The organism is Altererythrobacter sp. Root672 (assembly GCF_001427865.1).
Lineage (GTDB): Bacteria > Pseudomonadota > Alphaproteobacteria > Sphingomonadales > Sphingomonadaceae > Croceibacterium_A.
Window position 1 is genome coordinate 2,063,014 of sequence record NZ_LMHH01000001.1, and the last position, 22,740, is coordinate 2,085,753.

Consider the following 22,740-nt stretch of genomic DNA (forward strand, 5'->3'; position numbering starts at 1 on the left):
ATCCTACTGACATGACCGGCCACATATCTTACGCCCTAACGGGCCCGCAGCCGAAGGCCGTACCAGGCCGCACGCCTTTGCGCGGTGATCTCGCGCACATCGGCCTCGCCGGGCGCTACTTCGTGCCGCACTACGCCGTACCTCAGCCGCGCACGGTCATGCCGGGCGGCGCCCCCCTGCTTTCGAGCAATGGCGAAGGCGGGCAGGAGCTCTGCACGCTGATGGAAGGCGAAAGCTTCGAGGTGCTGGACGTGACCGGTGGCTGGGCCTGGGGCTGCCTCTCGATGGATGGACCTGTCGGCTATATCCGCGTCGACCGGCTCGAACAGCTGCCCGGATGACCCGGACGATTTTCATCGACGGGGCCGTCGGCACGACGGGCCTCGAGATCGGCGAGCGGCTGGCTGGCCGGACGGAGTTCGAGCTGATCAGGCTCGACGAAGCCCGGCGCAAGGACCCGGTAGCCCGGCGGGAAGCGCTCAACGACGCCGAGTTCGTGATCCTGTGCCTGCCGGACGATGCGGCTCGCGAATCCGCGGCCATGATCGACAACCCGCGCACCCGGGTGATCGACGCCTCCACCGCCCACCGCGTGAGCCCGGGCTGGGTCTACGGGTTTCCCGAGGTCAGTGGGCACAAGGCTGTCGCCACGGCGATGCGCGTATCCAATCCGGGTTGCTATTCGACCGGCTTCATCGCGCTTGTCGCGCCGCTGGTGCGCGCTGGACTCCTGCCCGCCGACTGGCCCTACACCTGCAACGCCGTCTCGGGATATTCGGGCGGCGGCAAGTCGCTGATCGAACGCTTCGAAGCCGATCAGGACATCGCCTGGCGCGGTTACGCGCTGGCGCTCGGACACAAGCACGTGCCGGAGATGCAGGAGCGCTGCGGCCTCTCGGTCAAGCCGCTGTTCACCCCCGCGGTGATTCCGGCCCATCGTGGAATGGTAGTGGAAGTTCCGCTTCCGCTGTCCGCGATGAAGGGTGTCGGCACCCCGCAAGCTATGCGGGAGTGGCTGGCGAACTTCTACGGCGCCAGCAAGATCGTCGGCATGGGCACGCCGCCCGCTGACGGTGAACTCCTGATACGTGGCTCGAACGCCGGAAACGACCGGATGGACCTGTTCGTGTTCGACAGCGCCGACGGTAGCCAGGCCCGCCTGGTGGCCGTGCTCGACAACCTCGGCAAGGGAGCCAGCGGCGCCGCCGTGCAGTCGTTGAACCTCATGGCAGGTCTCGACGAAATGGCCGGCCTGAGGCTCTGACGCTTATTTTTTAGGCACGACCTGCCTGAAATTTAGACATAGCCACACCACAACGCACGATTCGATAGTTCCATAGGATGCGCCCCCGACTTTCGGGTCGAGTGATTTCGGCCCTTTCCCGTGCGAACGCGAACGTCTAGGCCGGAGGCAGCGCCTTGGCACGATTCTTGAAGATCAGTTGCCGAGGGATGGTGAGAGCCGTCCGTTGGCCGTGTGCCCGGACTTAGCCCCAGGGGGTGTCGTGAAGAAGATTGAGGCCATCATCAAACCGTTCAAGTTGGATGAAGTGAAGGAAGCGCTGCACGAAGTCGGAGTATCCGGCATCACGGTGACGGAAGCCAAGGGCTTCGGCCGGCAAAAGGGCCATACTGAGCTCTATCGCGGCGCCGAATATGTCGTCGACTTCCTCCCGAAGGTGAAGCTCGAGGTGATCGTGCCCGACGCGCAGGCCAATGCCGTGGTGGAAGCCATCGCAGCCGCCGCGCAGACCGGACGCATCGGTGACGGCAAGATCTTCGTTTCCACGATCGATTCCGCGCTGCGCATCCGCACCGGGGAAAAGGACGAAGACGCGATCTAGGTTCATTGCTCTCCCATCCGGGAGGGCAAAATCCCAAATTTGCACCCTTCCCCTCTCGGGGGACAAATTAAGTGAAACTCCGCCGGACGGGCGGGACCAACAAGGAAGACGAGAATGGCCAGTGCATCGGATATCGTGAAGCGGATCAAGGATGAGGAGATCGAGTGGGTCGACCTTCGCTTCACCGATCCCAAGGGCAAGTGGCAGCACCTGACCATGGTCTCCTCGGTCATTGGCGAAGACGAGCTGGAAGAAGGCCTGATGTTCGACGGTTCGTCGATCGAAGGCTGGAAGACCATCAACGAATCCGACATGATCCTGAAGCCGGACCTCGATGCCGTGTGGATCGATCCGTTCTCCGCCACTCCGATGATGATCGTGGTCTGCGACATCGTCGAGCCTTCGACGGGCGAGCTCTACTCGCGTGACCCGCGCTCGACTGCCAAGCGCGCCGAGGCCTTCCTCAAGACCACCGGCATCGGCGACACCGTCTACGTCGGTCCGGAAGCCGAGTTCTTCATGTTCGACGATGTGCGCTTCGAAGACGGCTATGCCGGCTCGGGCTACCAGATCGACGATATCGAGCTGCCGACCAACACCGGTGCGGAACTCGAAGGCGGCAACCTGGCGCACCGTCCGCGTGCCAAGGGCGGCTACTTCCCGGTCGCACCGGTCGACAGCGCTGTCGACATCCGTGGCGAGATGGTCTCGACCATGCTCGAAATGGGCCTGCCGTGCGACAAGCACCACCACGAAGTGGCGGCCGCCCAGCACGAGCTCGGCCTGACCTTCGGCACGCTGGTCACCACTGCCGACCGCATGCAGATCTACAAGTACGTCGTGCACATGGTCGCGCAGGCCTATGGCAAGACGGCCACGTTCATGCCGAAGCCGATCGCCAAGGATAACGGCAGCGGCATGCACACCCACATCTCGATCTGGGAAAAGGGCAAGCCAACCTTCGCTGGCAACGGCTATGCCGGCCTGTCGGACAACTGCCTGTACTTCATCGGTGGTGTCATCAAGCACGCGAAGGCCCTCAACGCCTTCACCAACCCGACCACCAACAGCTACAAGCGCCTGGTCCCGGGTTACGAAGCTCCGGTGCTGCTGGCCTATTCGGCCCGCAACCGTTCGGCTTCGTGCCGCATTCCGTACGGCACCGGCGAGAAGGCCAAGCGCGTGGAATTCCGCTTCCCCGACGCGATGGCCAACCCGTACCTGTGCTACGCCGCGCTGCTGATGGCCGGCCTCGACGGTATCCAGAACAAGATCCATCCGGGCGAGCCGATGGACAAGAACCTGTACGATCTGCCGCCGGCCGAACTGGCCGAAGTGCCGACCGTCTGCGGTTCGCTGCGTGAAGCCCTGGAAGCCCTGCAGGCCGACTACGAGTTCCTGCTCAAGGGTGACGTGTTCTCGAAGGACCAGATCGACGCTTACTGCGAGATCAAGTGGGCTGACGTGATGCGTTGGGAAACCACGCCGAGCCCGGTCGAATTCGACATGTACTACAGCTACTGATTCCTCTGGTCAGAGCTGTTCGAAAGGGGCGTCCGGAGCAATCCGGGCGCCCTTTTTCATATCTGCCCTGGTGCCGTTCCCTTTCGGGACGAGGGGGTAGAAGGCCATGGACCTGACCCGGTCACCTGGCGCAGATTGCGGTCTGCAACATCGCCATCAGGACCCCACGTGCTGGCCACCTTCACCATCGTGACCGCGCTGATCGTGGTCCTCGCGATCCTTGCAGCAGCAGTGCTGTGGCTCGCCCGCTCGTGGGAAGTGATCGATGACGACCGCAAGATCCATCGGCTCTTTCGCGAAGCCGGCCTGCGCGGCTGGTTCCGCCGCGCACCGCGCCTCCTGACTTATCGCCGCGACGGCCGCGGCCGCTTCCGGCGGCACAAGCGCTAGAACCCTCGCAACTTTCGTCAGTAGTCGTGGCTGACCACACCGGCGATGCTGCCGCGGCCAATCGTGTTGATGGTGGCCAGCAGCGACAGCCAGTTGGTCAGGCGGAACTCAAGCGAAGTGGCGTTGTAGCCCTGGCCGTCGGTCACGATCTCACCATAGAAGCGGCGGCCGATATTCTTGCCGAGCGCGATCGCCGTGCCGCGGTTCATCGCCGGATCCGCCGCCACGATGCGCAGCCTGTCGAGCCCGATCGACTTCCGCAGCTGGTTGATCGGATCCATCCCTCCGCCACCCTGCAGCGAGGCGATTGCGGCACCGAGTTGGAGCGCGTCGGTCGCCGAAAGGTTGGTGATCGAATCCCCGAACAGTAGCCGCGACAACAGCTCTTCCTCGGGCAATGCCGGTACCGAATTGAACGCAATCTCCGGCCTGCTGGCGTTGCCCTTGATGGTCACGGTCACCGATAGATTGTCGACGTTGGTTTCGGCGACGATGTCGATCAGTGGGTCGATCGGCCCGTTCACGTCGAAGTCGATCACGCCGCGCGTCAGTTCGAAGCGGTTTCCGGCGAACGAATAGAAGCCCTGCCGCGGAACAACGCGCGCCACCCCGCCAATGCGCGGATCCTCGGTGGTACCGCGCAGCTGGATGTTGGCGCTCCATTCGCTGTCGAGACCCATGCTGTCGACCTCGATCCCGCCAGGGGCGTTGACGTCGATCAGGAAACGCCACGGTGCAGCCGGGCCAGTAGGTGCGCGGCGGTCGGGCGGGAAGTTGATCTCACGCGTGGTGATGTTGGGCAGGCGCTCGGTCGACTCTGCCGCGCCGAACGCCCAGCGAGCCTCTTCAACGCTGAGCCGGCCGGCAATCGTCCCGCCCACGCCGCTCGAAACGATCCGCATTGGGCCGGTGATCGTTGCGCCCATGTTGGGCAAGTTGACCACTTCGGCCCGGCGCATCGCCAGACGCACATCGATCTGAGGGCCGCGTGAAGCGGATATCCGCGCCAAGTCGACATAGCCGCTTCCGCTGACCGCACCGCCATTGGGCGCGGTACCGGAGAAGCTCGTAAGCTGGAGTCTCGGTCCCGAGAAGCGGCCGCGAGCACGGACGTTGCGGATGTCGGACCCCGTCATGGCGACCTGAATCCGCAGATCGTCACCCGCCAGCGACCCGCGCAGCAACGGATTTCCCAGGCTCCCGGTCACATCGGCCGCCACTTGGATCCTACCGGTGAGGTCGAGCAGCTCAATCGTCGACAGACGCCAGAGCGCGTCGGCTGGCCCGTCGTAGCGCAGCTGGGCGAACAGATCGCCGTTGTAGAGCCGTTCGTTCAGGCTTCCGGTTTCGGGTAGGTTGGCGATGCGGCCCTGCAGTCGACCGCGGACCACTCCGTCCTCCTTAACCACGGCCCGCGCCTGCATCAGTGTTGGCGAGAGCCGCGCGACCAGTGCGAGGTCGATCGGACGCGAGGACATGACCAGGCCCGAGCGCGTGAGGTTGTCGACCATGACTCGCATCTCGCCGGTCGGCACACCGTTGGGTCCGCTGCCGAAGTCGATGATGCCCGACGCGGTCCCGCCAAGGCCGAGCTCGGTGCCTGCGAGATCGATCACGGACAGCGGCATGTCAGCAACCGCCAGCCTGCCGTGCATCGGCTCAGTGCCGCCGAAATGCCCTTCGACGATGGCAAAGCCCCGGCCGAAGCTGAGCTGCGTCTGCTGCAGGTCCCAGCCGCCATCGCGCGAGGCGATCAACACCGCGCGGCGCGGCATGACGATGTCACGGCCAGCGTAGTTGCCGCGAGCCGCCACCATGATCCGCTCGGGCGAGACGGTCCCGGTCATCTGCAAGTCGAAACGTCGGTCCCGCCGACCGGTAATCGCCGCGTCGAACTGGCCCTGGCCGTTGACGATCTCCGCCCTGGCGCCGAGCCGGCCGATGAACAGCGTGCCGTAGCTGACCCCAGCGGCGCGGACGTTGCCGTTTACGGTCCAGCCACCTCCGCCGATCACGCCGCTCGCCTGGATGCTCGCCTGATTGATCGAGATTGGGGTCGCGCCCGAGAACGTCGCGTTGTTGGCCGCCAGGTTGACGTCGAAGCCTTGCCCGCCTTCCCGCGGAGCGAGAGCAAGCGTCCCGTCGAGCCCGCCACCCATTAGCGTGAGATCGCCGCTCACGCCGCCAGAGCCGAGTGCGAGGGTGCCGGCCAGAGTGGTCTGGGCGACAGTGAAGTGCTCGATACCGATCTGCGTCGGCCCACGCGCCGGCATCGTCAGGTTGAGCAGGCCATCGAACGCGCCGAGCGTCGACTGGCCGTCGGTCTCGATGCGGAAGCCGTTCGGCGTGGGCGACAGCGCCACGCGAACGTCCTTTAGCCCGGCGGGCGGGAACGGGCTGGCGAAGACCAGCGTCGCGTGCGGCCCATCGCCTTCGAGCCGCGCCTCTACCGTGAAGGGCCCGTACTCGACGTGCCGGCCACTACCGGCAAGCGTAGTGCGGCCCGCTTCGACGCGACCGTCGAGCGTGAGTGTGAGCTTGCTCGCCGTCAGGGTCGTACGATCGAAGTCGATCGGCCGCCCCGCACCGAGTTGCACCCCGCCGCTGAAGCGAATGTTGGTGCCCGCGATGTTCGCCAGCGTTGCGTTGGTCACGCGCGGCATCCGCCCGGTAAAGTTCGCCGCCAGCCGCCATGGCACGCCCTTGCAGATCGAGAAGCGGATCTGCGCGCCGGCGTCGATCGTGCCGAGGTTCTGCAGCGTGATGCCCCGCGCCTCGACTGGCCCCGCCAGGGCGTATCCGCCGCGGGCAATGTCACCGCGAAGCGTGAGGTCCGCCGTCAAGCCGGGGAAGCGCAGCGCGAGGTTGTCTGACCTGAGGTCGCTTCCGGCCAGCGTCACCGTGCCCCGCAGAGTGCCGTTGACCAGGCGTGGATCGATCATCGCGTTGCCGCTGGTGATCCGCTGGACCGAGGCATCGAGCGGCAGCAGCCAGCGCGTCCCGTCGTAGGCCACGATGCCGTTCTGGACGAGCCCGGTGAACACGGTGCCGCCCACGTCCATCTTGCCCACGCGCAGCTCGAGTGGGGACGCGAGGGGCCGGAAGGGACCGTCGAATGTCGCCACTGCCGTCGCATCGTCGAGCGTCAGGCCTGGGCCGAACAGTTGCGAGTCCAGCAGCGCAGCGCTCACCTTGAGCTGGTTGAACTCGTTCTCGCCAAGGTCGATGCCGCCTTCGCCGTCGATGCTGACGCCCTTGCCTCGCAGTGCCACGCTGCCGTCGAGCACGCTGTTCTCAAGCGTGCCCACCGCGGCGAGCGAAACCACCTCGCCGAGCGCCGCGGCGGGAAGGCCGGTGACGAACCCGCCCGGCCTCGCCTGGCCGACAACTTTGTATCGGCCGCTGTGGTTGTGAATGCGCAGCGCCGTGATGATGTCGCCGCCGTGGTTGACCACGAAAGCGCCGGTCCAGGCGGTCCAGGTGCCATCCCCGACGATCCGAGCCCGCACATCCTCCTCGGCCCCGACCATTGTAGCGAGCAAGCCGCCTGCTGGAGCACGATAGTCGAGGTCGAGGTCGAACCGGTTGCCGTCAGGCTCGGCGTCGACCAGTAGCTTGAACTTGTCTCCGCCGCCCAGCTCTCCATCGGAATCAAGCAAGACTCGGCCATTGCGGATGTCGGCTCGGGCGCGGAAGTCGACGGTTCGCTCATCCCCAAGAAGCCCTTTGGACACCTTGAGGTCGTCGATGACGAAGCGATCGACGCGAATGTTGAAGTTGGGCAGGATCGGCGCGTCGGGATCGCCCGGGAGCAGCTTCGGCACCGCGTAGAGTGTGCCGCGATGAAGCACGAGATGGCGCACGTCGAGGCCGCTGAACAGGAACCGGTGCGGTCGCCAGTTGAGGTCGACTTCGGGGACCTGGAGGAACAGGGTGCCGTTGGCGTCGCGGAACTTCACGTCATAGAGCGTGGAGCTCCACAGGACCGAGCCTTCTATTCGCCCAACCTCGATCCGAAGGCCCGAGGCCGGGGCCACTCGCGACAGCCGATCGACAATGAACTGCCGGCCCGAACCGGTGTGGAGCCAGGCGATTGCGACAGCCAGCAACAGCAGCAGCACCAGCACACCGCCGAACAACCAGCGCGCAAGTCGCACAAACCAGTTCCTGCGGCGCACCGGAACGGGCTCGGCCGGTCCTTCGGGAAGGATCTCGCCGTCGCTCATCAGAACGCCTGCCCCAGGGCGACGTAGACGCCGATCCAGCCGTCGTTCGGTCCGGGGTTGAGCGGGGTGGCCACGTCGATACGCAGCGGGCCGAAGCCCGTGTTGTAACGAACGCCAACGCCCACGCCGACCTTGATCTCGTCGAAGCTCGGCACTGGGTCTTCGCCCACCGTGCCGGCATCGATGAAGGGCACGACGCCCAGCGCCCCACCGAGAAGGCCGGTCTGGATGCGCGCCTCTGCGGACAGTTCGAGCAACGAGCGGCCTCCGCTCGGGTCGCCTTCGCTGTTGCGCGGTCCGATGCCGCGGTAGTCGTAGCCGCGCACCGATCCGCCACCGCCGGCATAGAGACGCCGTGACGGAGCGATCGCCGACAGCGAGGCGCCGGGGATGCTGGCGACGCGCACCCTGCCCGCCAACACCAGGTTCTCGCTCGTCTGGAGGTAGTAAGTCGCGTCGACTTGGCCGCGCAGGTAGTAGCTCTCGACGCCGTTCGTGCGCGAAGCCTCGGGCGACATCCTCACCCCTACCCGGTAGCCCTTCCTCGGATCGAGCAGATCGTCCGACGCATCGAACTGCGCAAACAGCGGTACCGCCGCGATGAAGAAGGTCTCCGGCGGGCCTAGATCGCCGTTCGCATCCTTCTCCTGCTCGCGCGTCGCGACCAGTTCGAGGCCGGCTGAATAGCTGAATGACTTCTGGAACAAGAGCGTGCTGATGCGCTCGAATGTCCCGACCAACGATACCGTCTCTGCCTCGTAGGCGTCGTAATCTTGCGTGTTGGCGTAGGCGTCGACCGTCAGGATACGGTCGCGACCGCCGAAGTTGTTCTTGCGGAAGGTGACGCCGGCGAACTGTTCGCGCGTACCCAGGGTACCGCGGAACCGCAGCATACCCTCGGGCGGGAACATGTTGCGGTGTTCCCAGGCACCTTCGACCTTGAACCCTTCACCTGAACCATAGCCGATCCGCCCCGAGATCGTGCGCAGCTTGGCCGGTGTCATGTCGACGGCGATGTCGACCGTGCCCGGTTCGCCGTTAGCCGGCGCAGCGGTTTCGACCGGAGTCATGGTCACGCTGCCAACCAGGCCGGTCGCCAGGATCGCACGCCGCAAGTCGAGCTCGAGGCTGCGCTGGTAGACATCGCCCGGCTCGAAGCGGGCGATGTCGGCCAGGTGCTTGCCCGACATGAGCCGCGGCACGTTGCTAGTGACCGTACCGAAGCGATACTTCCCGCCCGGCGTGACCAACATCGTCAGGTCGCCTTCGGTCCGCGCGTGGTCGACCAGCAGTTCGGGGTCCTTGATCGCGGCGAACGGATAGCCGCCCTCGCCCAGGGCTTCGTCGAGGTCGAAGCGTTCCTCGACGATCTTGTCGGACAACAGCGGATCGCCGGTCACAACCTCGAACGTGTCGCGCAAGACCTGATAATCGGTCCCGGCCTGGGCCAGGTTGCCGAGGTCGACTGCACCGACGCGGTATTGCGTGCCGGGCGCAATCTCGAAGCGAACCGTCGGACGGCTCTCGGCGGTTTCCGCTCCGGGCTCGATGTCGCCGATCGAACGCAGAACCACAGCGTCGTAGTATCCGTAGATCCGCAGCATCCGGTTCAGCAGAGCTTCGTCTTCGCGGGCCTGGGCCGCCAGGCGACCTACGTTGTTGTCATCATCGAGCCGCTCGATCGTCGACAGCGCGTCGAACCGTTCGACGAATTCCTTGCGTTCGGGGAACAGCATGGGATCGACGGGGAACACCAGCACGACCTCGGATGAGATGCGTTCCTCCAGCCCCATGGCGACTTGCGTGCCATCCTTGTTGAGGTCGGGAAGCAGGTCGGTGAAATCTACGAACTGGATATCCTCTTCCGGCTCAAGCGGGGCGATCTCGACCGGTTCCGCGTCCTCGGGCCACGGCACGTCGACCAGCGGCATTTCGGCCAGCGGGGAATCGGCCTGGAGTTCCGGCGCATCCTCGACGACCGTCTCATCCGGCGGCACACCCTGCTGCGCCCAGGCCTCGGGGTTGGCGACCGCTTCGTCTGGAATCAGCGTTTCGAGTTCGGGACTGGCGTTGGTGTTCTGCGCCAGGGACGGCGAACAGATCAGCGATGCAGATGCAGCAAGGGCCGTAAGCGCCCGGCGAAGAGCGCGGCCTTCCTTATGCGAGCTTGTACTGGTCCTGGCCGCCAGGCGTACCATCCTTGCTGCCGCCTTCCACGCATTCGGCATCTTCGCGCCGTGAAGTGGCGACAGCGTCGATGAGGGCTGATTGCTCGCCTTCGGAGAACCGCAGCCAACCCGCTGGTCCGAGGCGTTCGAGCGGGCGGTAGCGGATCTTGTATTGCATCCGCTGCGATCCCTCGACCCAATAACCGAGGTACACGTAAGCGAGGCTTTCTTCCTTCGCGCGGCGGATGTGATCGAGGATGATGTAGTTCCCAAGCCCCGTCCGTACCTCATGCTCTGGGTCGTAGAAGCTGTAGATCATCGACAACCCGTCCCCTTGCCGGTCCGTGAGGCAGGCACCGATCAAGCGGCCTTGCCCTCCGTCCGGCGAAGGTTCCCTGTATTCAATGATAAAGCTGGAAACGGCCGTATGTTCCACCATGTCGGCGTAATCGACCTCGTCCATCGTCGCCATGCCGCCGCCGGGGTGGCGGCTGGAGAGATAACGCTGCAGCAGTTCAAACTGTTCGGACGTGGCCCACGGGCGGCATTCGGTGATGACCAGGTCATCGTTGTCACGCATGTTGCGGCGCTGTGCGCTCGCCGGCTCGAATTCCTGCGCCACCACTCGCACCGACACACAGGCCTGGCAGTCGAGGCAACTCGGCCGGTAGGCGACAGTCTGGCTGCGGCGGAAGCCGATGCGGCCGAGCGCATCGTTGAGCGCTTCAGCGTGCGGGCCCTTGAGCTCGGTGAAGACCTTCCGCTCGGTCTTGCCGGGCAGGTACGGGCACGGCGCGGGGCTCGTGACAAAAAACCTAGGAAAGCGAACTGGGGCCGTCACGGCAGACGCGGTCCTCTTCCAAGCAAGAGTTGCGGGTAGCTGCAGCGGACTATGATCTGCAACAGATTCGCAAGGAAGACCATTAACCACAAAATTCGGTGGAATGCAGGACAAATGTGTCCAGCCCCCCGCTTTGAGGGGCTGCCCGCCCCGATATGGGTCAGTTCAGTTCGACGTGACTAACGGAATAGCCGCGCGCCCGTAAAGCGCCGACCAGCTTGTCGAGCTGTTCGCGATCGCGAGCCTCGCATTCGATGTCGGTGACGAGGCCCTTGGCCGGCAGATTGGTAAAGATCCGCTGGTGGTAAATCTCGAGAATGTTAACGTGATGCGCGTCGAATTCCTGCATCACCTTAAGCAGCGCACCAGGGCGATCCTGCAGCGAGATCCTCAGCCGCGCGAGGCGACCTGAGCGGGCCAGGTCACGCAGCAAGACGTTCGCGAGCAGGCGCGTGTCGATGTTGCCACCGCACAGCACCAGGCCGACCTTCTTGCCGGCGAACCGTTCCCGATGGGCGAGCACCGCGGCAAGGCCAGCGGCACCGGCGCCTTCGACGACGGTCTTTTCTATTTGCAGCAGCAGGGCGACGGCTTGCTCCAGGTTGGACTCTTTGACGAGGACGATGTCGTCCACGACCTTCTCGATGATCCGCGAGGTGAAGACGCCCGGTTCCTTGACCGCGATGCCTTCGGCCAGCGTGTCACCACCGCATTCGAGCTCTTCGCCTTTGAAGCGGCTGTAGGCCGAGGGATAGAGTTCGGCCTGGACGCCGATGACTTCGATCGGTCGGCCCTGCGCCTTGGCGACAGTGCCCATGCCGGAGATCAGCCCGCCCCCGCCAATCGGCACGACGAGCGTCTCGATCTCGGGAGCGTCTTCGAGCAATTCGAGAGCCACTGTGCCCTGCCCGGCCGCCACGTTCGGTTCGTCGAACGGATGGACGAAGGTCAGGCCGAGCTGCTTTTCCATGCTCCGCGCGTAGGCGTTGGCTTCGTCGAACGTCTCACCTTCGAGCACGACGTTGCCGCCAACGCTCTCGGTCTGCATGACTTTGACGGTCGGCGTGGTGCGCGGCATGACGATCGTCACCGGCACGCCGAGGCGCGAGCCGTGGTAGGACAGGCCCTGCGAGTGATTGCCGGCCGAAGCCGCAATCACGCCCCGCGCGCGCTGTTCCGGATCCATCAGCAGCAGCGCATTGAGCGCGCCGCGTTCCTTATAAGCCGCGGTGAACTGCTGGTTCTCGAACTTCAGCCAGATCTCGGCGCCGGTAATCTTGGACAGCGTCTTGCTGTGCATGGTCGGCGTGCGCACGACTGCTCCAACGATCCGCTCTGCTGCGGCGCGTACATCGGCGATATCGAGGTTCGCCTCGAGCGTTTCCGTCCCGGTCATAGGCGGCGGGCACTAACCGAATTTCTGCGCCTTGGGAACGCCACCCGCAGCAAAGATTGCTTTGCGTCGGCGAAGTCGGCACTTGAGCGGCCATGACTACAAGCAAGCGCATCGCCTTTCTCGGCCTGGGCGTCATGGGCGCGCCGATGGCTGGACACCTCGCACGGGCAGGCCATCGGGTGACGGTGTACAACCGCACTGGCGCGCGGGCCGAGGCCTGGGTGGAGCGGCACGAGGGGCTCGATGTCCACCTCGCGCCGACCCCGGCCGAAGCTGCGACGGGACAGGACGTGGTGCTGACCTGCGTCGGCAACGACAACGACCTGACGGAGGTCGTGCTCGGCGAACGAGGCGTGCTGGTCGCGATGACGCCCGGCACCTTGTTCGTCGACCACACCACCGTCTCGCCAGCGACGGCGCGCTCTATTGCCACCGCCGCCGTCGAACGCGGTCTGCTCGCGCTCGACGCGCCGGTATCGGGCGGACAGGCCGGGGCGGAGAACGGCAAGCTGGCGATCATGTGCGGCGGTTCGGCCGAGGCGATGGAGGCGGCGCGCCCTGTGATCGAAAGCTACGCGGCGCGGATCGTGCACGTCGGCGAAGCTGGGGCCGGCCAGGCGACCAAGGCGGTCAACCAGATCTGCATTGCCGGTGTCCTCGGCGGGCTCTCCGAAGGACTGCGCTTTGCCCAGGCGGCCGATCTCGACCTGGATAAGGTGCTTGAAGCCATCTCCGGCGGCGCGGCGCAAAGCTGGCAGATGGTGAACCGCTGGAAGACCATGGCGGACGACGAGTTCGACTTCGGCTTCGCGATCGACTGGATGCGCAAGGATCTCGCGATCGCCTTGGCCGAAGCGAAAGCGCACGGCCTCGACTTGCCGCTGACCTCGCAGGTCGACAGCTTCTACGCGCAGGTCCAGGCGATGGGCGGCGCCAGACAGGATACGAGCGCGCTAGTGCGTCATTTGCCCAAGGCCACCGCATGATCGCTCGCCTGCTTGCCGCCGTCGCCCTGGCGGCGCTTCCCGCTGCTGCGCTTGCCGATACGCTGATCGACAACATCAACGGCATCTCGGTCGACCGCGACGGCAAGGTCACCCACTTCTCGGCCATGGTGATCGACGACCGTGGCCGCATCGCCCAGGTGATCGGCCAGGGCGAGCGCCCGCCCCAGGGGATCGACTATCGCGAGAACGGCCGGGGCAAGACGGTCATTCCGGGCATGATCGACGCCCATCTGCACATCATGGCCCTCGGCCTCGCTCAGTTGACGGTCGATCTCTCCGACACCCGCTCGCTGGCCGAAGCGCAGGCCAAGATCGCCGCCTATGCCGCCGCGAACCCGGAGCGTCCGTGGATCGTTGGACGCGGCTGGAACCAGGAGCAATGGGGCCTAGGCCGCTTCCCGACCGCTGCGGAACTCGACGCCGCCGTGCCCGACCGGCCCGTCTGGCTCGAGCGTGTGGACGGCCATGCTGGCTGGGCCAACAGTGTCGCCATCAGCGTGTCTGGAGTGACCGCCAGCACAGCCGACCCAACCAGCGGAAGGGTTGAGCGCCTGCCCGGTGGCAAGCAGCCTGCGGGCGTGTTCGTCGATACCGCGATGGAGCTTGTCGGCAAGAACGTCCCCCCACCCCGCGCCACCGACCGCGACGTGGCCTTGCACAAGGCCCAGGAACTGCTCGTCCAGCACGGCGTCACCGCGGTGGCCGACATGGGCACGAGCATCGAAGATTGGATGACCTTCCGCCGCGCCGGCGACGAGGGGCGGCTGCGGGTTCGCATCATGGCCTACGCCGGCAGCGTGCCGGACATGGTGCTGATCGGCGGCTCGGGGCCGACCCAGTGGCTCTATGACGACCGGCTGCGGCTCAACGGCCTCAAGCTCTACCTCGACGGCGCACTCGGCTCGCGCGGGGCCATGCTCAAGGCCCCTTATGCCGACGATCCGGGCAACAAGGGCCTGCCGGTCATCAACGGCACCCAGCTGCGCAACAACATGAGCCGCGCGGCGATGGAGGGCTACCAGGTGGCGATCCACGCCATCGGCGACGCCGCCAATGCCGAGGCGTTGGATGCGATCGAGGAACTTGCCGACGACTACACCGGCGACAGGCGCTGGCGCATCGAACACGCGCAGATCGTCGATCCGGTGGATATCCCGCGTTTCGGCCAGCACGGCGTGATCGCCTCGATGCAGCCGGTCCACCAGACCTCCGATCGGCTCATGGCCGAGGCGCGGCTCGGGCCGGATCGGTTAGCCGGCGCCTATGCGTGGCGCTCGATCCATGACGCCGGCGCGCCGCTTGCTTTTGGCTCGGACGCGCCGGTCGAAGTGCCCGATCCCTTTACCGGCATCGCGGCTGCGATCACCCGCGAGGACGCGCAGGGCCAGCCCCTAGGTGGATGGCACGCCGAACAGCGCGTGACACGCGAGGAAGCGCTGGCCGCCTATACCTCGGGCGCCGCCTACGCTGGATTTGCCGAGGGCCGTTTCGGCAGGCTGGCGGCAGGGGAGCGCGCCGATTTCCTGGTGCTCGACACCGATCCGCTGACGGCAGATCCAAGCGACCTCAGGACTATCCGCGTGCTCGAGACCTGGATCGGCGGGGAGAAGGTCTACGATGCGAGCCCGGAGGAACGCCGGGAGGCTGACGCGCCGGGGCGTTAGGGACGCGCGGGCCAGTCATGGACCCACGTCCCGTTCGTGGTGAGCTTGTCGAACCACCACACCTAGCGCTCGCGTCCTTCGACAGGCTCAGGACGAACGGAGAATTGGGCGGCCTTAGCGAAGGGAGAACGTAACTACGCTCCCGGCAACGCCAACGAGAACGATAGCACCGACAACCCACGACAAACGTCCGCTTCCGCGAAGCCTTGCAACGTATCGCGAAATAACTGCGTCGTCCCGCTTGTCCGAAGCCGCCCACACGATCAACGCCACCCAAAGAATGAACGAGAAAATCGTCAGCGGTGTGAGCTTGTAGATGAGCTTCCGTTCCGGATGCTTCCGTACCAACGCAATGAGGGGCGGCGCGGCTAGGAACGCGGCAAACAGGGCCAGCATTGCAACCAGCGCTACGATTTTGTCCGACATGCTAGACACCCCCGCCCAACCGCACGTGCTTATACATCTGAAAATGTGTTGTTGCAGGTGTCGCTATTCAAGCGGCTACTCGGCAGGAGCTGGCGGCGTCTCAGCCGCAACGCGGGCCGCCTCTTCAGCCGCAGCCGCCCGCTTCGCTTCTTCCGCCGCCTCCTGAGCGGCCTCTTCAGCTTCAGCCTTGGCCTTTTCCTCGGCAATCTTGGCCTCGGACTTCATCAGCAGCAGCGAGCCTTCGAACAACAGCATCAACGGGATCGCCAGGATCAGCTGCGAAACCACGTCCGGCGGTGTCGCCACGGCGGCGACGACGAAGATGCCGACGATCACGTAGCGCCGGCCCTTGGTCAGCTGTTCCTTCGTAACCAACCCCGCCCGGTTGAGCAGGAGCAAGAGCACCGGCAGCAGGAAGCTGATCCCGAACGCCAGGATGAAGTGCATCACCAGACTGAGGAAATCGCCCATCGCCGGCAAGGCTTCGATCGGCATGCCGTTGGCGGTCTCGCCCTGGAAACCGAGGAACCAGGTGAAGGCCGTCGGCATGACCACGAAGTAGGCCAGCGAAGCCCCCATCGCGAACAACACCGGTGTCGCGATCAGGAACGGCAGGAAGGCTTTCTTCTCGCGCGCATAGAGGCCGGGCGCCACGAACTGCCAGAGCTGGTTGGCGATGATCGGGAAGCTGAGGAAGAACCCGGAAAATAGCGCCACCTTGATATCGACGAAGAACGCTTCGTAGAGCTTGGTGTAGATCAGCTTGCCCTCGCCCGGTGGGAAAGCCTGCGACAGCGGCCGGACGAGAATCCCGAAGATTTCCTTGGCGAAATAAAGGCTCACACCGAACCCGACCGCCAGCGCGAGCACGCAGCGGACCAGCCGGTTACGCAGCTCGATCAGGTGATCAAGCAGCGGGGCCTGGCTTTCGTCTATGTCCTTGACCTTGAGCATTGTACGGGAACCTAGGCTAAAGGCGGCGGGGCAGGAGCTTCGGCGGGCTTTTCAGGCGTGGCTTCCGCCACGCGTGCCTCGGCCGATGCCACCTGGACCTGCGGAGAGGGATAAGCACCGGTCGGCTCCGCTTCAGGCGGAGCGTCGGCCGGATGCTCACGCATGATCTTGGCGTTCTGCTCTCGCCACTTCTCTTCCATTTCCTGCATCTCCGCCTCGCGGATCATGGCTTCGAGGCCGGTGCGGAAATGGCCGGAGACCTTGCGCATCTTGCCCATCCAGCGGCCAGCAGTGCGCAGCGCCAAAGGAAGATCCTTGGGGCCGATGACGATCACCGCAACAACGACGATCAGCAGTAATTCGTCTGGACCGATATCAAACATGGGCTGTGTGTAATCTTAAAAAAGTGCGTTGGTATCAGCCCGCGGTCTTGTCCGCAGGCTGGGGTTCGGCGGCGGCTTCGGCAGTAAGCCCTTCTTCGTTCGGTCCTTCGGCGGCCAGTTCAGAGGCCGCCGCAGGGGTCGCGTCATCTTCGCTTACTCCCTGGCGGAAGCTCTTCACGCCCTTGCCGAAGTCACCCATCATCTCGCTGATCCTGCCACGACCAAACAACACGAGTATGACAAGCGCGATTATCAGGATCTGAAACAGACCGATACTCACTGGAATTCTCCGAGCGGCTTCAGCTGCGAGTCTAGGCGCTTTCCTGAGGGTTTTCCAGCGCGGCCGCGTCTTCGGGCTGTTCGTCGCCGCTGGCTTCCGCCTCGCCACGAGCTTTTTCAGTCATTTCGTCGTAGGCTTCGTCGATCGGATCGAGCAGCCCCGCCGCCTTGAGTTCATCGATTCCGGGCAGATCGCGGCGGCTCTTGAGGCCGAAGTGGCTGAGGAATTCCGGGGTCGTCGCGTAGATCACCGGCCGCCCGGGCACCTCGCGCCGACCGGCCACACGCACCCAGCCCGCTTCCATCAGCACATCCAGCGTACCGGCGCTGGTCTGGACCCCGCGGATCGATTCGATCTCCGCGCGGCTGACCGGTTCATGATAGGCGACGATCGCGAGCACTTCAGTCGCCGCGCGGCTGAGCTTGCGGACTTGCTCGCGCTCGCGCCGCAGTAGATGGGCGAGGTCCGGCGCGGTCTGGAAGTGCCAGCGCTTGCCGCGTTCGACCAGTTGGATGCCGCGCGTGCGATAGTGGTTTTGCAACTCGTCCAGCGCGGCGCGCACGTCGGCGCCGCCGAGATGGGCCGATAGTGCCTCCACCGACATCGGCTCCTCAGCCGCGAACAGCGTCGCCTCGACTGCGCGGAGAAGCTCGTCAGCCGGTTCCATCAGACCGCCACCCGCCGCAAGTGGAGCGGACCGAAAGTGTCCTCCTGCCGGATCTCTGCCTTCCCCAGCCGCGCCAGTTCGAGCGCGGCGACGAAGCTGGAAGCCAATGCCGAGCGCTTAAGCCGCGGATCGGCATGGGCCGGCAGGAAGTCCCGCAACTCCATCCAGTCGAGCTTCACGCCCAGCATGGCCGAGACGCGGCTTAGCGCGGAATCGAGCGTCATCACTGGGCGCTCGCGCACCATGTGCACCACTGGCTCGGTCCGCGCCTTGACCTGGGCATAGGCGGAGACGAGCTGGTACCAGTCGCACTGCCAGGCGTTCTTGCGGTCGACCCGCAGCCCCTCGGGTGCGCCGCGTAGGAACACGTCGCGCCCGATCCGATCGCGCGCCAGCAACCGCGCCGCAGCCTCGCGCATGGCTCCGAGGCGCTGAAGGCGCAGCTGCAGTTTGAGCGCCAGTTCCTCGGGGCTTGGGTCCTCCTGCTCTTCCTTCGGCAGCAACAGCGCCGACTTGAGGTACGCAAGCCAGGCCGCCATCACGAGGTAGTCGGCGGCAATCTCAAGCTTCAGCGCCTCGGCCCGGCCGATATAGACGAGATACTGATCGACCAGCGCCAGGATCGAAATCGCCTTGAGATCGACCTTCTGTCGCCGCGCCAGGTCGAGCAGCAGGTCGAGCGGGCCGGCCCAGCCGTCGAGCTCGAGGTACAGCGCCTCCTCTCCACTCGGCGCGCCACCCGGTGCTTCCCAATCGTCTGCCGCATCAGGCGGCGCGTCGAAAAGGAGGCCGTCTTCGGTCATGCCAGGTTTCTCGTTAGGTCGAGCAGGCTGTCGCGCTTGGCGATAAGGTGCCCGCGATCGGGGCCGCTTCTCGAACTCTGCGCACTGCTCAGCGCCGCTGAAAGACGATCGGTTGCTTCACTCGAAAGCGCCGGAAGACGCTCGACGATGCCGGTCATGTCGTCCATCTTCGCCCAGCAGTTCAGCACCACGTCGCACCCGGCGGCGATGGCCCGTTCGGCCCGCTCGGGCACAGTGCCGTCAAGCGCTTCCATGTCGATGTCGTCGGTCAGCAGCAGTCCGGTGAAGCCGATCCGCTTCCTGATGATCTCATTGATCACGAACGGAGAGGTCGTGCCGGGATTGGCAGCGTCCCAGGCCAGGTAGCGGACATGCGCGGTCATGCCGATGGGGGCACTGGCGAGCGTGCGGAACGGTTCGATGTCCGTCTCCAGCTCTGCGTCGCTGGCGTCGACTGTGGGCAGTTCCTTGTGGCTGTCTGCCCCTGCACGACCGTGACCGGGCATGTGCTTCACGCAACCTGTCACGCCGCCTCGCGCGAGCCCGTCGAGCGTGGCCCGGCCAAGCGCAGCGACCTGCATCGGTTCATTGCCCAATGCCCGATCGCCGATCACGTCGTGCGCGCCAGGCTGACGGACGTCGAGCAACGGTAGGTAGTCGACCGTCACGCCTACTTCGGCCAGGTCCAATGCCAGTGCCTCGGCATTGGCCCGCGCCGCTTCGATGGCGCTGGCAGGAGCGACTTGCCACAGGCGTGCAAAAGCCTCTCCCGGCGGGAATGCTTCCCACTCCGGAGGCTTCATGCGCGCCACCCGGCCACCTTCCTGATCGATCGAGATGAGCAGCCTGTCGCGGCCGTGAAGGGCCCGGAGATCGTCAGTCAGGGCACGCAACTGCCCCCGGTCGGCGACATTGCGGCCGAACAGGATGTAGCCAACAGGATCCGCCTCGCGGAAGAAGGCGCGTTCGTCGTCGGTAAGCGTGGTACCTGACAAGCCGAAGATGGCGGGCGTCATGGGGCGAAAGTCGCAGGAAAGCGCTGCACGGGCAAGGTTACTTCAATCCGTCGATGTGGACAGTCAACGTGAAGTGAAGACGCTGATCCAGTCCCGCAAGGCCGCGAGATAGCCGGCGAGATACTCCCGTGTAGCTGCGTCGGTCAGGTTGCCATCGGCATCGAACTTCTCGTGCGCACGGAAGACCAGGATCTCCGGCTGGGGCATGCAATAGGAGTTGGTGAACTCGAACGCCTGCCTCAGCTGGCTCTGTCCTCTGGCCGAGCCGGTCTGCCCTGGCGAGGCGCCGATGATGCCGACGGGCTTGCGGCCAAGTGGCGCGCCCTGCGGTGGACGCGAGGCCCAGTCGATGGCGTTCTTCATGACCCCGGGAACGCCATGGTTGTACTCGGGCGTCGCAATCAGCAAGCCATCGGCCGCTGCAATCGCCTGCTTGAAAGCCGCCACAGCCGGTGGATCACCCGCCGCCTCGACGTCGCTATTGTAGAGCGGCACTTCGCCGATATCGAAGATCTCGATCCGCATTCCTTCCGGCGTGAGTTCCTGCGCCGCGCGCAACAAGGCACGGTTGTACGACCCTGCCCGCAAACTGCCTGCAAATGCCAGAACGCGAACTTCATCACCCATGCGCGGTTCCAATTTGTGAGAGGAAAGTGTGAATGTTGGAAACGACTTGCGCGCCGTCTCCTGCTGCCGCCGCTACGCGCTTGACCGACCCGGAACGCACGTCCCCCACGGCAAAGATACCGTGACGACTGCATTCGAGCGGCAGGCGCGAAGGCGCGGCCTCGAGCCCGGTCACGACAAAACCCCGCGGATCGAGGGCCACGCCCGTTCCGGAAAGCCAATCGGTATTGGGTTCGGCCCCGATGAACAGGAAAAGCTCGCGAACGCCCAGCGGCGTGCTCGCCTCGTCTCCGCGCCGCTTCCACTCGATCGCGTGAAGCGCCCTGCCCTCGCCGTTCAGCGCGGTGACTTCGGCGCCTTCGAGCACCTCGATATTCGGCTGCGCGGCGATGCGATCGATCAGGTAGCGCGACATGGTATCGGCCAGAGGACGGCGGGCAATGATCGTGACATGGCTGGCGTAGCCCGAGAGGAATACTGCCGCCTGCCCCGCCGAATTGCCGCCGCCGACCAGCGCGACGGGTTGCCGCGCGCACAGGCGCGCCTCCAGCGGCGAGGCCCAATAATGGACTGATACGCCCTCGAACCGCTCGAGGCCCTCGACCGGGAGCCTTCGGTATTTCGCACCCGTGGCGATCACCACCGCCCGGGCGCGGGTCCGTTCGTCATTGGCGAGGGTTAGCGTGTGCCAACCGCCGTCACCCTCCACTGGGCACTCAAGTCGCAAGGCCTCATCCGGTATGGCCATTTCGACACCGAACTTCTGCGCTTGGTTGTAGGCCCGAGCCATCAGCGCCATGCCCGAAATGCCCGTCGGGAAGCCGAGGAAATTCTCGATCCGCGCCGAGGCTCCGGCTTGGCCGCCGAATGCGCGGCAATCGAGCGCGAGCACTTCGAGGCCTTCGGAAGCCGCATAGACCGCCGCGGCCAACCCCGCGGGGCCGGCGCCGACAATGGCAACGTCATAGACCCGTTCCGGATCGATGACGCCAACCAGCCCCAGGCACCGAGCGAGCGCACTTTCGGTCGGGTTGCGCAGCAGGGAGCCACTCGGACAGAGCACGATCGGAAGTTCTTCAGGCGTGACTTCGAACTGCCCGATCAAGGTCCGCGCGCAAGTGTCGGTGTCTGAATCGAGATAAGTCATCGGGTGCCCGTTGCGTGACAGGAACCCTTGAAGTCGCAACACGTCGGCGTCCTGTGCGGGGCCGATGATGACGGGTCCGCCGCCGCCTGACTCGATCAGGCCCACGCGGCGCAAGATCAGGGCCCGCATGATCTCTTGCCCCAGATCGGCCTCGGCGATGAGCATGGCGCGCAAGGATTGCGGCGAGATCAGCAGGACCTCGACGTCGCTCAGCGCGACGGCATCGACCAATGAGGGCCTGCCGGAGAGTTGAGCCAGCTCGCCAAGGAAGCCGCCTTTTGCATGCACGACGATGGGTAGGTTGGGGCCGCCGTGTTGCCGCTGGCTGACCTCTACAGCGCCACTGAGGACCACTCGAAGACCGATGCCCGGGTCGCCTACCTGAGCGAGAAACTCACCGGACTGATAGCTGTGCAGTTCGCCGAACCGTCCGAGCCGCTCGACTTCCTGCGGTTCGAGAGTGGGAAACATCTGGTCACCCCGACTGTCCCTGGTCGGGGAAGTCAGTTGGCCGTGGTCCAGTACCTGCGAGTCACCCATGCTCGAACGCTCCTCGACCACCCCGGAAGCGGAGCATCATACGCAGGCGACCACCGATTGAAAGTGCGCCAGATTAATCGTCCGAACGCCCTCTCCCATTGGGAGAGGGTTCGGTGGTGACCTCAGCGCTTGACCTGGCAGTCCCCGCCCTGGGCCTTGAGCGCCCGGCACAGCGTGTCGGCTTCTTCGACACTGCCGGCGAGTGCCTGCAGGCGGAAGATCGTGCCGCTATCGGCAATGCCCTGGACGACCCGGTGGTTGCGGCCCTGGAGCGTGTCAAAGCGACCGGAGAGAGTGTTCCAACCCGCTTCGGCCTGCTCCTTCGTCGAATAGGCGCCAACCTGAATGCCAACGCCCCGGGCGGCGGGCGCAGAGGCTTCCTCGCCCTCGGCGCCTGCCTGCTGATCACGATCGATGCTGGGAGCCACGACTTCGCCGCTGCCGGCAATCCGGCCGTCGATCTCTTTGCCTTCAGCAACTTCGAAGCTGGTGTCGCCAGTCCCTTCGACTTGCAGTCCGCCGGGATTGTCGGGCCGGGTCTTGTAGGGCGCATCCGGCGCTTCGATCACGCTGCCGTCGGCCACCAGTTCCTGACCTGAATCGTCGCGCAGGGCCCACCACAGGACGCCAAGCAGCAGCACGATGACAAGCAGTCCGACCGCGGCGAACACCACGATGCGACCCGTGTCGACGCCGGCCGGCTCAATGTCGTCATCTGATTCGAGCCAGGGCAACCGCTCGTCGCTGTCGGCTAGCGCAAGCTCCGCCTCAACGTCCTCAGTCGAGTCAGCCTGGTTTCCGAACTCTTCCCCGCGCCCCAATCCCGCCATGGGCATG

At 65.1% G+C, this 22,740-nt stretch carries 21 protein-coding genes; 7 read left to right on the forward strand and 14 right to left on the reverse strand.

Translation table 11 applies throughout. The features are described from left to right. Positions 1-11: 11 nt before the first annotated feature. From ASD76_RS09995 to ASD76_RS10015, 5 genes are all read left to right on the forward strand, one after another. On the forward strand, positions 12-341 hold the full coding sequence (locus tag ASD76_RS09995) for a hypothetical protein (protein ID WP_055921946.1): 330 nt from the start codon (positions 12-14) through the stop codon (positions 339-341). Next, positions 338-1,264, forward strand: coding sequence for an N-acetyl-gamma-glutamyl-phosphate reductase (gene argC / locus ASD76_RS10000; RefSeq protein ID WP_055921949.1), 927 nt, complete (start codon positions 338-340; stop codon positions 1,262-1,264). Before ASD76_RS09995 ends, argC begins: the two co-directional genes overlap by 4 nt. A gap of 241 nt (positions 1,265-1,505) precedes the next feature. Beyond that, on the forward strand, positions 1,506-1,844 hold the full coding sequence (locus tag ASD76_RS10005) for a P-II family nitrogen regulator (protein WP_055921951.1): 339 nt from the start codon (positions 1,506-1,508) through the stop codon (positions 1,842-1,844). A gap of 114 nt (positions 1,845-1,958) precedes the next feature. Continuing rightward, positions 1,959-3,368, forward strand: coding sequence for a type I glutamate--ammonia ligase (gene glnA, locus ASD76_RS10010; protein WP_055921955.1), 1,410 nt, complete (start codon positions 1,959-1,961; stop codon positions 3,366-3,368). A 168-nt stretch (positions 3,369-3,536) separates the two neighbouring features. Beyond that, complete coding sequence (locus ASD76_RS10015) at positions 3,537-3,758, forward strand: hypothetical protein (protein ID WP_055921958.1); 222 nt, start codon at positions 3,537-3,539, stop codon at positions 3,756-3,758. Between the two features lie 17 nt (positions 3,759-3,775). On the opposite strand, the gene ASD76_RS10020 is transcribed toward ASD76_RS10015, so the two are convergent. The 4 genes from ASD76_RS10020 to ASD76_RS10035 all read right to left on the reverse strand — a co-directional run bounded on the left by ASD76_RS10020 (position 3,776) and on the right by ASD76_RS10035 (position 12,389). Continuing rightward, positions 3,776-7,984, reverse strand: a complete 4,209-nt coding sequence (locus ASD76_RS10020; protein ID WP_055921960.1) for a translocation/assembly module TamB domain-containing protein — start codon at positions 7,982-7,984, stop codon at positions 3,776-3,778. After that, positions 7,984-10,182 carry an autotransporter assembly complex protein TamA gene (locus ASD76_RS10025; protein WP_082553716.1) on the reverse strand — a complete coding sequence of 733 codons (2,199 nt, stop codon included), beginning with the start codon at positions 10,180-10,182 and terminating at the stop codon, positions 7,984-7,986. The genes ASD76_RS10020 and ASD76_RS10025 overlap by 1 nt, the downstream gene beginning before the upstream one ends. After that, positions 10,142-10,993, reverse strand: a complete 852-nt coding sequence (locus tag ASD76_RS10030; protein ID WP_055921963.1) for an arginyltransferase — start codon at positions 10,991-10,993, stop codon at positions 10,142-10,144. The genes ASD76_RS10025 and ASD76_RS10030 overlap by 41 nt, the downstream gene beginning before the upstream one ends. A 160-nt stretch (positions 10,994-11,153) precedes the next feature. Further along, positions 11,154-12,389 carry a threonine ammonia-lyase gene (locus tag ASD76_RS10035; RefSeq protein WP_055921966.1) on the reverse strand — a complete coding sequence of 412 codons (1,236 nt, stop codon included), beginning with the start codon at positions 12,387-12,389 and terminating at the stop codon, positions 11,154-11,156. A 92-nt stretch (positions 12,390-12,481) separates the two neighbouring features. Between ASD76_RS10035 and ASD76_RS10040 the strand changes: the two genes are divergently transcribed. After that, the gene (locus ASD76_RS10040) at positions 12,482-13,375 is read left to right on the forward strand and encodes an NAD(P)-dependent oxidoreductase (protein ID WP_055921969.1); all 894 of its coding nucleotides are present in this window, start codon (positions 12,482-12,484) and stop codon (positions 13,373-13,375) included. Next, positions 13,372-15,060, forward strand: coding sequence for an amidohydrolase (locus ASD76_RS10045; RefSeq protein ID WP_156457633.1), 1,689 nt, complete (start codon positions 13,372-13,374; stop codon positions 15,058-15,060). Before ASD76_RS10040 ends, ASD76_RS10045 begins: the two co-directional genes overlap by 4 nt. A gap of 114 nt (positions 15,061-15,174) precedes the next feature. Here ASD76_RS10045 and ASD76_RS10050 read toward each other — a convergent pair whose 3' ends face one another. From ASD76_RS10050 to ASD76_RS10095, 10 genes are all read right to left on the reverse strand, one after another. Then, entirely contained in the window at positions 15,175-15,486 is a 312-nt protein-coding gene (locus ASD76_RS10050) for a hypothetical protein (RefSeq protein ID WP_156457634.1), read from the reverse strand. A 75-nt stretch (positions 15,487-15,561) separates the two neighbouring features. Continuing rightward, positions 15,562-16,440: a twin-arginine translocase subunit TatC gene (gene tatC / locus ASD76_RS10055; protein ID WP_055921975.1), complete on the reverse strand. Its 879-nt coding sequence runs from the start codon at positions 16,438-16,440 to the stop codon at positions 15,562-15,564. Positions 16,441-16,451: 11 nt separating this feature from the next. After that, complete coding sequence (gene tatB, locus ASD76_RS10060; protein ID WP_055921979.1) at positions 16,452-16,823, reverse strand: Sec-independent protein translocase protein TatB; 372 nt, start codon at positions 16,821-16,823, stop codon at positions 16,452-16,454. 34 nt (positions 16,824-16,857) lie between these two features. Next, positions 16,858-17,103: a twin-arginine translocase TatA/TatE family subunit gene (gene tatA / locus ASD76_RS10065; protein WP_055921981.1), complete on the reverse strand. Its 246-nt coding sequence runs from the start codon at positions 17,101-17,103 to the stop codon at positions 16,858-16,860. 31 nt (positions 17,104-17,134) lie between these two features. Continuing rightward, positions 17,135-17,770, reverse strand: a complete 636-nt coding sequence (scpB, locus tag ASD76_RS10070; protein ID WP_200943064.1) for an SMC-Scp complex subunit ScpB — start codon at positions 17,768-17,770, stop codon at positions 17,135-17,137. Then, a complete protein-coding gene (locus ASD76_RS10075) occupies positions 17,770-18,573 on the reverse strand; it encodes a segregation and condensation protein A (protein WP_055921987.1) in 804 nt (267 codons plus the stop codon). The genes scpB and ASD76_RS10075 overlap by 1 nt, the downstream gene beginning before the upstream one ends. Beyond that, positions 18,570-19,589 (reverse strand): beta-N-acetylhexosaminidase, encoded by a 1,020-nt coding sequence (gene nagZ, locus ASD76_RS10080; protein WP_055921990.1) that lies wholly within the window; start codon positions 19,587-19,589, stop codon positions 18,570-18,572. Before nagZ ends, ASD76_RS10075 begins: the two co-directional genes overlap by 4 nt. Before the next feature lie 63 nt (positions 19,590-19,652). Beyond that, on the reverse strand, positions 19,653-20,216 hold the full coding sequence (locus ASD76_RS10085; RefSeq protein WP_055921993.1) for an NADPH-dependent FMN reductase: 564 nt from the start codon (positions 20,214-20,216) through the stop codon (positions 19,653-19,655). After that, the gene (locus tag ASD76_RS10090; RefSeq protein WP_055921996.1) at positions 20,209-21,903 is read right to left on the reverse strand and encodes an FAD-dependent oxidoreductase; all 1,695 of its coding nucleotides are present in this window, start codon (positions 21,901-21,903) and stop codon (positions 20,209-20,211) included. Before ASD76_RS10090 ends, ASD76_RS10085 begins: the two co-directional genes overlap by 8 nt. A gap of 122 nt (positions 21,904-22,025) precedes the next feature. Beyond that, complete coding sequence (locus ASD76_RS10095) at positions 22,026-22,739, reverse strand: SPOR domain-containing protein (RefSeq protein ID WP_055922000.1); 714 nt, start codon at positions 22,737-22,739, stop codon at positions 22,026-22,028. Position 22,740: the final 1 nt, after the last annotated feature.

Bases quoted from the DNA above. Each gene is read 5' to 3' on its own strand.
- ASD76_RS09995 (WP_055921946.1), top strand. From the start codon at position 12: ATGACCGGCCACATATCTTACGCCCTAACGGGCCCGCAGCCGAAGGCC.
- argC (WP_055921949.1), top strand. From the start codon at position 338: ATGACCCGGACGATTTTCATCGACGGGGCCGTCGGCACGACGGGCCTC.
- glnA (WP_055921955.1), top strand. From the start codon at position 1,959: ATGGCCAGTGCATCGGATATCGTGAAGCGGATCAAGGATGAGGAGATC.
- ASD76_RS10020 (WP_055921960.1), bottom strand. From the start codon at position 7,984: ATGAGCGACGGCGAGATCCTTCCCGAAGGACCGGCCGAGCCCGTTCCG.
- ASD76_RS10025 (WP_082553716.1), bottom strand. From the start codon at position 10,182: ATGGTACGCCTGGCGGCCAGGACCAGTACAAGCTCGCATAAGGAAGGC.
- ASD76_RS10035 (WP_055921966.1), bottom strand. From the start codon at position 12,389: ATGACCGGGACGGAAACGCTCGAGGCGAACCTCGATATCGCCGATGTA.
- ASD76_RS10040 (WP_055921969.1), top strand. From the start codon at position 12,482: ATGACTACAAGCAAGCGCATCGCCTTTCTCGGCCTGGGCGTCATGGGC.
- ASD76_RS10045 (WP_156457633.1), top strand. From the start codon at position 13,372: ATGATCGCTCGCCTGCTTGCCGCCGTCGCCCTGGCGGCGCTTCCCGCT.
- ASD76_RS10050 (WP_156457634.1), bottom strand. From the start codon at position 15,486: ATGTCGGACAAAATCGTAGCGCTGGTTGCAATGCTGGCCCTGTTTGCC.
- tatC (WP_055921975.1), bottom strand. From the start codon at position 16,440: ATGCTCAAGGTCAAGGACATAGACGAAAGCCAGGCCCCGCTGCTTGAT.
- tatB (WP_055921979.1), bottom strand. From the start codon at position 16,823: ATGTTTGATATCGGTCCAGACGAATTACTGCTGATCGTCGTTGTTGCG.
- scpB (WP_200943064.1), bottom strand. From the start codon at position 17,770: ATGGAACCGGCTGACGAGCTTCTCCGCGCAGTCGAGGCGACGCTGTTC.
- ASD76_RS10075 (WP_055921987.1), bottom strand. From the start codon at position 18,573: ATGACCGAAGACGGCCTCCTTTTCGACGCGCCGCCTGATGCGGCAGAC.
- nagZ (WP_055921990.1), bottom strand. From the start codon at position 19,589: ATGACGCCCGCCATCTTCGGCTTGTCAGGTACCACGCTTACCGACGAC.
- ASD76_RS10085 (WP_055921993.1), bottom strand. From the start codon at position 20,216: ATGGGTGATGAAGTTCGCGTTCTGGCATTTGCAGGCAGTTTGCGGGCA.
- ASD76_RS10090 (WP_055921996.1), bottom strand. From the start codon at position 21,903: ATGGGTGACTCGCAGGTACTGGACCACGGCCAACTGACTTCCCCGACC.
- ASD76_RS10095 (WP_055922000.1), bottom strand. From the start codon at position 22,739: ATGCCCATGGCGGGATTGGGGCGCGGGGAAGAGTTCGGAAACCAGGCT.